9 protein-coding genes and 1 pseudogene are annotated in these 12,040 nt (G+C 61.1%); 2 read left to right on the top strand and 8 right to left on the bottom strand.

From position 1 onward, the window contains the following. Window positions 1-32 precede the first annotated feature (32 nt). The 3 genes from AC1DKV_RS33300 to AC1DKV_RS33310 all read right to left on the bottom strand — a co-directional run bounded on the left by AC1DKV_RS33300 (window position 33) and on the right by AC1DKV_RS33310 (window position 1,706). Window positions 33-260: a hypothetical protein gene (locus AC1DKV_RS33300; protein ID WP_441623411.1), complete on the bottom strand. Its 228-nt coding sequence runs from the start codon at window positions 258-260 to the stop codon at window positions 33-35. A gap of 158 nt (window positions 261-418) precedes the next feature. Next, window positions 419-1,096, bottom strand: coding sequence for an anti-sigma factor family protein (locus AC1DKV_RS33305; protein ID WP_477139007.1), 678 nt, complete (start codon window positions 1,094-1,096; stop codon window positions 419-421). Further along, window positions 1,089-1,706, bottom strand: coding sequence for an RNA polymerase sigma factor (locus tag AC1DKV_RS33310; RefSeq protein WP_477139014.1), 618 nt, complete (start codon window positions 1,704-1,706; stop codon window positions 1,089-1,091). The genes AC1DKV_RS33305 and AC1DKV_RS33310 overlap by 8 nt, the downstream gene beginning before the upstream one ends. Before the next feature lie 517 nt (window positions 1,707-2,223). Between AC1DKV_RS33310 and AC1DKV_RS33315 the strand changes: the two genes are divergently transcribed. Next, complete coding sequence (locus AC1DKV_RS33315) at window positions 2,224-3,210, top strand: lysylphosphatidylglycerol synthase domain-containing protein (RefSeq protein WP_477139008.1); 987 nt, start codon at window positions 2,224-2,226, stop codon at window positions 3,208-3,210. Between the two features lie 843 nt (window positions 3,211-4,053). On the opposite strand, the gene AC1DKV_RS33320 is transcribed toward AC1DKV_RS33315, so the two are convergent. The 5 genes from AC1DKV_RS33320 to AC1DKV_RS33340 all read right to left on the bottom strand — a co-directional run bounded on the left by AC1DKV_RS33320 (window position 4,054) and on the right by AC1DKV_RS33340 (window position 11,220). Continuing rightward, window positions 4,054-4,227, bottom strand: coding sequence for a hypothetical protein (locus AC1DKV_RS33320; protein ID WP_441623415.1), 174 nt, complete (start codon window positions 4,225-4,227; stop codon window positions 4,054-4,056). A 61-nt stretch (window positions 4,228-4,288) separates the two neighbouring features. Then, window positions 4,289-7,384, bottom strand: a complete 3,096-nt coding sequence (locus tag AC1DKV_RS33325; RefSeq protein WP_477139009.1) for an efflux RND transporter permease subunit — start codon at window positions 7,382-7,384, stop codon at window positions 4,289-4,291. Between the two features lies 1 nt (window position 7,385). Beyond that, entirely contained in the window at window positions 7,386-8,471 is a 1,086-nt protein-coding gene (locus AC1DKV_RS33330; RefSeq protein ID WP_477139010.1) for an efflux RND transporter periplasmic adaptor subunit, read from the bottom strand. Window positions 8,472-8,573: 102 nt separating this feature from the next. Next, entirely contained in the window at window positions 8,574-9,752 is a 1,179-nt protein-coding gene (locus AC1DKV_RS33335; protein WP_477139011.1) for a TolC family protein, read from the bottom strand. Between the two features lie 757 nt (window positions 9,753-10,509). After that, window positions 10,510-11,220: a DUF746 domain-containing protein gene (locus tag AC1DKV_RS33340; protein WP_477139015.1), complete on the bottom strand. Its 711-nt coding sequence runs from the start codon at window positions 11,218-11,220 to the stop codon at window positions 10,510-10,512. A gap of 601 nt (window positions 11,221-11,821) precedes the next feature. Here AC1DKV_RS33340 and AC1DKV_RS33345 point away from each other — a divergent pair. Next, window positions 11,822-12,040 (top strand): annotated as a pseudogene (locus AC1DKV_RS33345) (undecaprenyl-diphosphatase); the annotation flags it as partial.

Below are 12,040 nucleotides of genomic sequence, written 5' to 3' on the forward strand. Positions count from 1 at the left end.
ACCGTGCTGGGCGGCGGCACAACAGCAGCATTTCAGGCGTGAGCGCCTTCGGTGAACGGATCGCGCGGGTCCGTGACCCTCTCGCCGTCGGTGAAGACATCGAATTTGCCTGTCTTCGCGCCGTTCGTGAACGGATCGCGAGGCCCGGCAACGTGGGTATTGCAGTCGGCGCAGGTATTGTCGGTGCGACCGGCGAAGGCATAGGATTGGCCTGCGAAGGATGCCAGCGCGGCGGCAGCCAGCGGGATGAGGAATTTCATGACAATCTCCAGATGCGGTAAGTCCAGGGTCCGCGGCACAGAGCGTGTCGCCACGGAGGCTGTGCCTTGGTGCTGCACGACGCTCTGTCTCCGTGGCGATCCAGGATCCCTGCGGAACCGGTGCGCCGTGCACCAGTAGAACGCTGGCCGCGCCCGGTTTATTCCTGMTCGCCTTGCGTGGCTCGCAGCGCTTGAACAAAGGCATGCAGGTGCGCGGGCTCCGCATCGGTGATGGCCCAGAAGTTCATGCCGTCCTGGTGCCAGCGGGCAATCGCGTATCCGTCAGTGGAAAAGCTTGCCGCTGCCAATGCGCCGCTCGTTGCCGGCAGGATGTAGAGATCGATCGGATGGTTCTGGTAGCGGTAGATCAGTACGCCAACGGTGCGGCGGTCGATATAGTCCACCCGACCGCCTGCCAGCGGAAAACCCTGCGTCGCAAGGTCGATGACCGGCGGCGCATAGTCGAGCCGGCCGTTGAACCACGGCTTGACCGTGTGTTGGTCGGTCGATACAACATCGATCGGATGYTGCGACAACAGCGCGCGCACATGGCTCGATACGATCGCCTGCCTCAGTGCATCGGCCTGCGGCGGCTGCACCAGAATGAGCGTGCCGAACACCAGCKCCGAGGCCGCCACTCCKGCAAGGCCGCCACCGGCCCACGCCAGCACGCCGCTAGCGGAAAGCACGGGCCATGCGAAGCGGGCCATGCGGGGACGCGCCTCGCGCGGCAGCCCGGCCAGCACGCGCGCAGGCAGATGCGCCGGTGCACGGTGATAGAGCGATCCGTCATGCAGCATGCCGTGCAGCGAGTTTTCCATCGCATCATCATTCATGATTCGCTCCCGTCGAATGACCCCGCACCGGCACCGGCCGGGGCGCGATGCCGTCAATGCCGCCGCGCACCCTCGCCTGCTCGGCGCGCACCGCAGAGCAGAGCAGGTGACGTGCGCGCGCCAGGCGCGACATCACGGTGCCGATCGGAATGTCGGCAACCAGGGCGATATCGCGATAGCTCATGTCTTCKAGCTCCCGCAGGACAAGCACTTCGCGATAGACGACCGGCAACTGTTCGAGCGCGCGGTGCACCAGTTCCACATCGCCATGGCGCACCGCTAGCGTTTCGGGATTGCTGCCGATATCGTCGATCCACCCCGGCAATCGCTCGTCGCCATGCAGCGCTTCGTCGTACGGCGTGTTATCMGCTGCATTGTGCCGCCTGCGCCATTCGCTGAACCACGTGTTCCTGACGATGGCCAGCAGCCACGCGCGCGCATTGTCGCCGTGAAAGCCGTCAAAGAACCGGAACGCACGCAGGTAGGCATCCTGCACGATATCGTCCGCATCGCTTGCACTGCCGCTTAGCCAGCGCGCCAGGTTATAGGCCGCGTCCAGATGCGGCAACGCCACTTTTGCGAAGCGGCTGGACTTGTMGGTTGCGATCACGGTGCTCTCCGGTCCCAGGCCCATGTAAAACCGCCTGACACCGCGATTTATTCCCGACGCCGCGAAGTTTTTTCGGAGTTCATCCCTCTGGAATTGAACGCGGCGCCAGCGGCATGTGGGGCGGCAGAGTACGATGCAAACACGCGCTCTGCAGCTGCCGGCCGTCCGCCGCCAATCGTCATCGCAATGGTTTCTCAGATGGAAATGCAGTTCCAAGTCGAGTACCGGAAAGCCTGCTCTCGGACAGATGGCTCGACAAAGCGAGCAATGGCATACGCACATGCTGCTTTCTCCACCTGCGACACATCGCGATGTCCCGGCTGGCGGATAACTCGAAGGCTGGTTGAAAACGCGAATAAGAATGGTTATCCTGAGCCTCGTATTTATAACAGTTGATTTTTCCAAGATGGCTCATTAGCCTCGACAAGGCGGGTCATCTCGCCACTGGCAAAAAACAGCTTCGAGGTTAGTGGCAGTGGTCTGCTACGTCCCGTCAAAGAGGACTGATATTCGTATMATGAGATATCTCGGTTCCATCACCGCTCTTATCGGTTTGCTGGCTGCGCTTGGGCTCGTCTGGCACGAAGACCCTACCGAGGTGTTCTCATTGATGCGCACAGCGGGAGGCGGGTTGATTCTCGCCGGGCTTGTGCATTGGCTTCCCATGCTGTGCAACGCGTGCGATTGGAGAACGCTGGTTCTGGAAGCGAAACGCCCGGGGATTGGCTCGATGTTGCGCCTTGTCTGGATTCGAGAGTCTGTGAACAGCTTGCTGCCAGTTGCACGTGTGGGAGGCGAGATTGTTTCCTTCCGCCTGATGCGGMAATGGGGACTGCGGTCGTCGACCGCATCGGCAAGCCTGATCGTGGATATGCAACTCACCTTGATCAGCCAGCTGATATTTACGATGGTCGGAATCGGCTTCCTGCTGACGGCGCATTCCGACTCGAAAGCCTTCCAGCTCGCCGGCAATCTCGCCTGGGGCGTGGTGGTGCTTCTGCCGCTGCTTGTGTTGTTTGCATTGGTGCAGCACGCAAGCCMGTTTGAACGGCTCGGCCGTGTGCTCAGCAAGATTACCAGCGGGAAAATTGCTGCGCTGACAGGTCAGCCAGCAAGGATCGATCAGTCGATCAAGCTGATCTGGCGCCGCCGGCCGATCATTTTCCGCTTTCTATTCTTCTGGCAGCCGCTCCAGTACATATCGACCGCGCTGGAGCTTTGGCTGGCGCTGCATTTCCTTGGGGCACAGGTAAGCGTTGTGGACGCCGTGGTGCTCGAAGCTMTGATTCACGCACTCAGTAGCGCAGCCTTTTTTGTACCTGCGGYGCTCGGGGTTCAGGAAGGGGGATTTGTCGTGATTGGTACCGCACTGGGTATTGATCCCGCGACCTGCATTGCCCTGGCGGGTGCACGCCGCATCCGGGACCTGATCATCTTCCTCCCGGGGCTGCTTGCCTGGCAAATATCTGAAACGCGCGGCCGCGCCAGTCGGCTTCGCCCGTGAATCGCGGTTGGCGTTGCATGCCGGCGTGCGGCTGCGGATCGGTGATGCGGAGGCATTCCGCTTTTTAAAGGTTCCTGGGAACGCGGCGCGTCACCAGACATCGATGTCGATTTCCGCGAAGAGCCGATCCAGAATAAATTCGCCGTCACGCCGAAAAGACCATCCGTCGCCTGCTCCAGCGCCAGGCGGACCGCGGTGCCGCGGGGATTCCATTTCCCACGCGAGCCAATGCTTCCAAGTGGCAACCGTCGTCGTCGCTCTCCGATTTCCACTAGTGGTGCGGCGACTATCCGAGTCGCAGAACTGTCTTGCAATTCCTAATGCCTTTTCCTACGCTGGGCCGTACCGGGGGAATCATATCTGGCAATAAAATGGAGTTAATAATATGCGCAACCGAATMCTCTTGTGCGTGGCCCTGTCGACGCTTAGCGTCACGTTCAGTAGCTTCGCAMAGTCCCCACCAAGCCMAGCACCGCGCCAGCCGCCCATATCCCAAGCACATCGCGAAAATGTCGATTCACGGCTTCCTTTGTTCTTGGCAAGTACAATCAAGCGAGGTCCATTTTCGACAGTGACCGCAGACAGTTGCAAACAGGAGAACGAACTGTGCGGCAAGGACAACAATTGCTGCAATGGACTAAAGTGCGATGGTAGCCTTTGCCAGAAATAATAAATAATCCGCCCGCATAGGTTGTGCGGGTACCTCAATAGACACTTAATCGAGCTGATCGAAGCTTCGTTACCGCAATCGGTGATAAAGCCCTGCAAACGTGTTTGGTTTGCAGGGCTTACTTCTTTCAAGCTCTCGAACGGACTGCACGCGTTTTGCGAGACCGGCGAATGCTAGGGCCGGGTGTTGGCGGGAAGGACGGAATTCCGGTTCTGCTGTTTTGACGGTTTTGCTGCCTGCTGCTTGCCTTGGCTTGAGGTCTTCGCCGTCGCGCTGAAAGTCGCGCCGAGGCAGAAGCAAAATACGGTAGCCAGCAGCATGGGAAGGACACGCATTTCCCTGGTCATGACAATCTCCTCTTCTGTGGCCGGTACGCCTCGCGCGCACCGGCCGATGGTGAATTCAGATTCAGACGCCTTCGGCCGGCGTCAGCGAGGCTGCATGGGGCCCGCCCTTACGTCCGCGATGGCGATTGACCCAAGCAAATACCACGGGCAGCACCAGTAGCGTCAGCAGCGTGGTGGTCACCATGCCGCCCACGATCACCAGCGCCASCGGGCGTTGCGCTTCCGATCCGATGCCGTGCGAAAGCGCCGCTGGCAGCAGGCCCAGGCCGGCCAGCATGGCGGTCATCACCACCGGACGCAGGCGCAGCGCCGCGCCTTCAACCACGGCTTCGTGCAAATCTTCGGACTGCGCCAGCCGGTTGACGTAGGAGATCAGGATCACGCCGTCCTGGATCGCAATGCCAAACAGCGACAGGAAGCCGATGCCCGCCGAGATCGACAGGGTTTCGCCGGCGATATGCAGTGACAGCAAACCTCCAATTGCCGCGAATGGCACGTTCAGCACTACCATCAGCGCATCCTTGAAGTTGCCGAAGGTGCTGTACAGCAGCAGGAAGATCACCAGGATGGTCAGCGGCACGATCACGGCCAGCTTCTTCTGCGCAATCTTCATCTGGTTGAACTGTCCGTCCCAGAAGATGCTGTAGCCTGCCGGCAGTGTCACCGCCTTGTTCACTCTTTCCTGCGCCTCGGCCACCGCGCTGCCCAGGTCACGCCCGCGCACGCCGAACTTGATGGCGATGTAGCGCTTGCCGGTTTCACGGTAGACGAAGAACGGGCCATCCGTGGCTTCCACCTTGGCCACCATCGACAGCGGTATGCGCTGACCGTCAGGCGTATCCACCAGGAGGCGCCCGATGACATCCGGGTTGTTGCGCGCCTGGTCATGCAGCCGCACCGACAGCCCGAAAGTCTTCTCGCCTTCCAGAATGTTGGTCACCGCATCGCCGCCGATGGCGAACTGCACCGCCGACTGGATGTCGTTGACGTTCATGCCGAAGCGTGCACTTTTCTCGCGGTCAACCGTGATGTTCAGCGTGGGCTGGCCCAGTTCCTTGAAGATGCCGACGTCGGCCAGTCCCGGTACCTTCTTCAGGATCGACTCGACTTCCCTGGCCTTGTCCTGCAGCGTCACCAGGTCGGAGCCGTAGATCTTCACTGAGTTCTCGCCCTTGACCCCGGACAGCGCCTCGTTCACATTGTCCTGGATGTACTGCGAGAAGTTGTACTCGATGCCTGGGATGCGATTCAGGTGCTGGCTCAGCCGTTCCACCACCTGCTGCTTGGTGGCGCCTTTGGGCCAGTCGGCAGGTGGCTTGAAGTAGAGCGCGTATTCCTGGTTGAACACGCCGGTGGAATCTGTGCCGTCATCCGGGYGTCCGATCTGTACCGACACGGTTTTCACCTCAGGCTGATCGCGGAAGAAGCCGCGGAGGTCGCGCGCGATGGAAGCCGAGTAGTCGAGGTCAACGGTGTTGGGCAGCGTGATGCGCAGCCACAGATTGTTTTCCTCCAGCGTGGGCAGKAACTCCGTGCCGAGATAGCGCGAACTGTACAGCGTGCCGGCCAGGCCGACGAAGGCGGCCAGGAAGACCAGGCCGGGCTTTCTCAACAGCTTGCGCAGCAGGGGCTTGTAGCCGCTCAGGATCACCGCGATAAACTTCGGCGAATGCGGCCGCAGCGATCCACGGAATACGRAGGACGTCACCGCCGGMACGAAAGTCAACGCGAGCACGATCGACGCCAACAGCGCGAAGCCCATKGTGAATGCCATCGGCTTKAAGATGATCCCCTCCACCCCGCCCATGAAGAACAACGGCGAATAGGCCACGATGATGATGCCGGTGGAGAAGATCATGGCGCGCTGGACTTCGCTGGTGGCCTTGACGATGCCGTCCGCGACATTGCTCTCGCCCTCCTCCAGGTGGCGCATGATGTTCTCCATGACGATCACCGCGGCATCMACGATCAACCCGAAGTCGATTGCCCCCAGCGAGATCAGATTGGCCGGCACCTTGAAGTGGTCCATATTGATGAAGGACACGCACAAGGCCAGTGGGATCACCGCCGCCACCACCGCCGCAGCGCGGAAGCTGCCGAGGAAGATKAACAGCACGATCAGCACCAGCGAGATGCCGACGAACAGCGCGTGTTCGACGGTCCCCATGGTGATGTCGAGCAGGTTCTGCCGGTCATAGAAGGTCTTGACCTGGATATTCTTCGGCAGCACGTTCTGGTTGATCTCGGCAATCTTGTCGCGCACGCGTGCCAGCACCTCGGTGGCATTCTCGTCGCGCTTCATCAGCACGATGCCTTCGACGATATCGTCGTGCTGGTCGAACTGCACCATGCCCAGGCGCGGGGTGTTGCCCACCCGGACCACGGCGATATCGCGCACGCGCACCGGAACGCCCTGGKATACGGAGACGGTAACGTTGCGGATATCGTCGAGCGTTTGCAGCAGGCCCACGCCACGCACCACGAACTGCTGCTCGCCGGACTTCATCAGGCCACCGCCGGTATTGGCGTTGGCGTTGGAAACCGCATCCACCACCTKCTTGAGCGAGAGTCCGTAGGCCTGCAGCTTCTCGGGCGTTGGCACGATCTGGTACTGCTTGACCATGCCGCCGAACGCTGTGATKTCGGCCACGCCAGGAACGTGCTTGATCTCCTTGTAGACGCTGTAGTCCTGGTAGGTCTTTAGCGTGGTCACGTCAACGCCGTTGGCCTCGATCMGGTAGCGCAGGATCTCGCCGGTGGCGTCGCCGTCCGGCGACAGGTTGGGTTGAACGCCAGTTGGCAGGTTGGCCTGCGACAGGTAGGTGACGAAGTTCTGGCGCGCCTTGAAGTTGTCCACGCCCTCCTTGAACTTGACGGTCACCACCGACAGCCCGAACAGCGAAACCKAGCGGAAGGACTGCACGTCGGGCACGCTGGCCAGTGCGTTCTCCACAGGGATCGTAATCTGCTGCTCTACCTCGACTGTACTGCGTCCGGGCCACTGCGTAATGGCTTGCACCGTCACCGGCGCCACGCCGGGATACGCTTGCAGCGGCAGMCGCAAGAAGCTCAGCACGCCGGCCGCCAGCAGGCCAAGGGCCAGGAAGACGATAACCAGGCGCCGCTTGAGGACGCTTCTAATGGGCGAGAAGACCATCTCAGTCCTCCTGCTTGAGCAGCATTTCGTTGAGCAGCATGCCGCCCTGCGTCACCACTCGCACGGACGCGCCCGCCGGCACGCCGTCGGTGACCTGGAAGGTGCCGTCGCTCAGCGGTGTGCCTTGCACGGGCACGCGCTCGATGTGCCTGTCGTCAGGCTGGAGCATCAAGTAGAGCTTGCCCTGGTCCTTGACAATGGCCGATTGCGGCACCACCAGGGCTTGGGTGCTGCCGGTGACGATGCGCGCTGTGGCATACATCTCGGGCTTCAGCGTGCCGTCCGGGTTGGGCACGTCGCAACGCACCTGCAGGGTATGGGTGTCGGCGTCGACATTGGGCGCGATAAAGCTGACACGCCCTCGGTAGTGCCGTCCTGGATAGGCCGGGGTTTCAATCTCGATGGTCTGGCCCAGGCGTACATTCTTGATATCGTTTTCGTAGAGATTGCCAGTGAACCAGATCGAACGCGTGTCGATGACGCTCATCAGCGAATCGCCGACATTGAGATAGGAGCCCGGATCCATGTCGCGCTTGACGATGGTGCCTCCGATCGGCGCGCGGACGGTCAAGGTGTCGGAAACGGTGCCCCGCTCGCGGATGCGCGCGATGTCCTCGGCGGACGCGCCCAGCACACGCAGCTTGTTCTCGGACGACTGCATGGTCAGCTTGGCATCATCCACCAACTCCTTCAGGTCACTGTTGCTCAAGGTGTGATAGGCGTTGTGCGAAAGCAGGAACTCATTTTGCGCAGCGATGTATTCGGGCGAGTACAGCTCGGCGAGTGGTTGACCGGCATGGACTACGGCGCCCTCGAACACAAGGATGCGCTCCACGCGGCCGGCCACGCGCGCGGACGCCAGCTTGGCTTGCTGCACGTTGTAGGCCAGCTTGCCGGGCGTKGGCGTGTCGATCGTCACGGCTTGCGGGCTGAACACCACGGACTTGACCGCCTTTGGGTCGAAGCCGCCATCAGGCAGCTTTAGCAGCGATGGCACGGGGCGCGGCCTGGCGGCCTCGGGGTTGGCGTAGGACGAGGCAGCCTGCACCGACTCGACCGCCTTGCCACGCTGGTCGGGCTGCTGCATTTGGGCCCAGTTTCTTCCGCCCCAKATGCCGGCGGTGAGGACTACCACGAAGCCGGCGCTAATCATTAGATTCTTGTTCATAGGTTCCAGGCCCGACGGCCTTCAGAATTTGTCCCGGCCCACCGCGGCGGCGAGCGTGTAGTAGGCTTGGCGTGCTTCGGACTCGGCTTGTGTTACTGCGAGTTCGGCATTCTTGAGCGCGGAGCTCGCAGTGAGCAGGTCGGTGAAGACGGCATTGTTATTGGCGTAGTTGGTGAAGGCCATCTTGTATGCTGTCAGGGCTTCAGGCAGTTGCCGCTGGCGCAGGAACTCGGCCTGGTTCACCGACTGCCGCAGGTTGTTGTGCGCGGTGTCCACCGCCAGCAGGGTCTGCTGACTTACCGACTGTTGATTGGCGTCGGACGCCACCTTGTTGGCCACGGCCTCATCCACGCCATATTTCTCCTTGGTGAAGAAGAACAGCGGAATGATGACGTCGAACTCGATGCCGTAGCTGGCCGGCTTGAAGCCCAGTGGCGGGTTGTTGCCGTTGAAGGTGCCAACGATCTGGAAGTCGGGCAGATAGGCCTTGCGGGCCAGGCGCACGCCTTTCTCGGCCGCTTCCACCTKGAAGCGCGAGGCACGGATATTGKGATGCTCCCGCAGCGCCATATCCTCCAGTTCGGGCAAAGGCGTGGGCGGCAAGCGTGCTGCGCTGGCGTCCTGGCGCAATTCGAGCGGAAACTCGGGATTCTTGCCGATCAGCGTGTTGATGGTCTTGAGTGCGTTGTCGTACTGGCGTTCCAGGCCAAAGGTGTCGTTCTGCGCGCTGCTTTGGGCCACCTGTGCATTCAGATAGTCGACATAGCCCGCCGCATTGTTGGCGTAGCGGATGCGTGCCACCTGCTTGACCTGCTCCAGCCGCTTGAGATTGAGGTGCAACACATCGAGTTGTGCCTTCTGCGCCAGCGCCTGGAAGTAGGTCGTGCTTAGCTGCGCATAGAGTTGCAGGTACAGCGCGTCGCGCTGCGCGTCGATGGACTCTGCCTGCGTGTTGGCGATATCGGCGGCCAGTGCCTTCTTGCCCGGAAAGGGGATGGACTGCGTGAGCGTATAGCTAAAGGTCTCGGCGCGCGCCAGCGCCAGCGGACTGTTCTTGGGCAGGTTGCTCCAGATGAACCCCACCTGCGGATTGTTGGGGGCGGCGATCTGCGGCACTGTGGCCTTCGCTGCCATATACAGCGAGCGAGCCTGGATCAGTTGCGGGTTGCTGGCGCGCAACTCTTCCGACAACTCCCACAAGGAGAACCCCGGTCCGACGAGACCCTTCGTCTTTTCTTCCTCACTGACCGTCGTGGCCGGAGAAGTCTCGGACGCGTCAGGCGCGCGCGTCCCCGGKACTGACCGGTMCCATCCAGTGGCTGGCGTGCTGCTGGCTGGCACTGGCTTCGTCGCTGCCGGCACGAGCGGCACTGGATTGGTGTCTCCACTCAGCTCGACACAAAACGCAACCCTGGAAGCACACACCAGAAATACGGCTGCACCAACTTTTATTTTAGTTGGTTTCTTATACATAAAACGCTCCCTACATATAGTCTGCGCATTTATGACAGGGGCATCTTACAAAGAGCTTTCCAATCCATTGCAGGGAGCTTTCTGTTGCCCCGGAATTTCCCTAATGCGTCGAGCTTCACTCGCTTAGGCGTAAGCTACCCCTGACCATTTTCAAGCGATGACGGAATCTAATTAAATTGACAGAGAATTGCGTCAATAGTCCGCGGTAAAAATGACCGAAACGATCCGTGTCTGGTGGGGAGGTGCCGCAAGAGACTAGCGTGTTTGAAAGAATTATCTTTCAAGCACAAGGGATGACCCTGTCGCACATACGTTGCGGTCCTTCGTTACGTTGGCGCCCGCTTGCTCTCGCCATTCGTAGTCGGCGCAATKATCGTGTATGAACGGTAGTACTACCTGCGCACCAACGTGTTCGTGACATCGGGTGCMGTAGCGGGCTTGGCCACCGGCCGGAGACCACGACGACGCCTTTCTTATTGTCCTGCTACTTGTTTGCGAGGCTACGCGCCCGCTCACATAGCGGGCAGACCCGCATTAACAAGGGCCCGTTGTCCGCGCCGCCTTGAAACGCGCCTTCGTCCCTTGCCAAAGCACACCTGCAGCCCTGCGACGGGAAGACTGGGCTTTCCAGCGCGCTGGACGGTGCCACCGCATAGCGCACGCCAAGCTGCACGCGGCGCTCCCAGGTTCCGGTGGGATMCAACGCAAGCAACCACAAGCGCGTCTGCAACGACCAGTTCAATACCGTTTCGTGCGCGATGTCGAGTTGCCTTGCACATGCGGCAACCGAAATGGGCTTCGACAGGAGGTGGAAATACGTCCACACCTTATCCGGCGATTTAAGCCTGGCCATCGGAGTGCCGGTCAATCGATTAAATCGGCGTTGACAGTGATGACAGAAGAACTGTGGCAACCCACTGGTATCCACGCCGTCATAGCGAGTTAAACCGGCATTGCAACGCGGACAACGCGGGGAACGACGACTGCGCGTATGCAGCTTGCGCCAAGCCGATTGCAGGAATGCTGTTAAAGCGCGGTCGCCTCCATCAGGATCATGGGATAGCCGAATGTGCAGTAGCGCCGCAGCGTGACAGGGAATGCTCGGGTAAAGCACGTCTGGCGTGCTCGTCGGTACGACAGCGTGAGAATCCGCAAAAGCTGGATGCGCGGGTTGCAGCCTTGGAAATCGACCCATAGGACGAGCAGGATTTGGAGACGCGCCATGCAAGCGATTGAGCGTGCCACCGGCAAAGAAAGCTTGTGCGACCTGGCCGGCCAGCCTCCAGAAGACGTTGCCCGCGGGGAACAACTCTGAGTKGCGGCAGGAGAGGTCTGGGCTGGCGGCGGCTCGGGCGTGTAGCCGTCAACCGTCGTAGCGGCCGGCGTCTTGAAATCGGCTGCGACCGCGCACGCCGCCACCGCCCCTGCGACTGCTCGGGATGGAACTGCGTTCAAGACTGCGTTMAGCTTGCGGCCGGAGGTCGGCATGGAGCGCCCGTATTTCTTCAGCGGTGGAATTGCTGCGATTGTATGCACGAACAGCTTGGCGGCAAACTGTGATTGATCACAGTGGACCTGCGCTCCCAGCCTGGCCGGAGGTTGATGGCGATGGGCACTGTGTGGCCTGCGCTCGATGAGCACCTTGGCCTCGGGCTACACGGGGCGGAAGCCCGTGACGCAAAGGTTGAAACAAGCACGGCATGGTCAAGGCGAGGCGTGACAGTGGCACCGCCCTTAAGAGTTTCTTAAGCCACCGCGCCCTATCCTTGTCGCATCGCCAGACTCGCAGGATCCCGATGCCGACGCTGCTCGCCCTCAATCTCACGCTGTTCCAGCACCTGAACGCCCCGGCAGGGCTTGCGGGCGCCGGGCTTTGGATTGCCGCCTTTCTGGCCGAGGCGCTGGTCGCCGCCGGGCCGCTGGTGCTGGCCGCCGGCTGGCTGCGCGGGCGGCCAGGCGAGCGCCAGGCCGTGATCGGCGCGCTGGCCGCGGCGGCGCTGGGCGCTGTGTGCGCC

The sequence above is a fragment of the Cupriavidus sp. 05T41 genome, assembly GCF_056396525.1.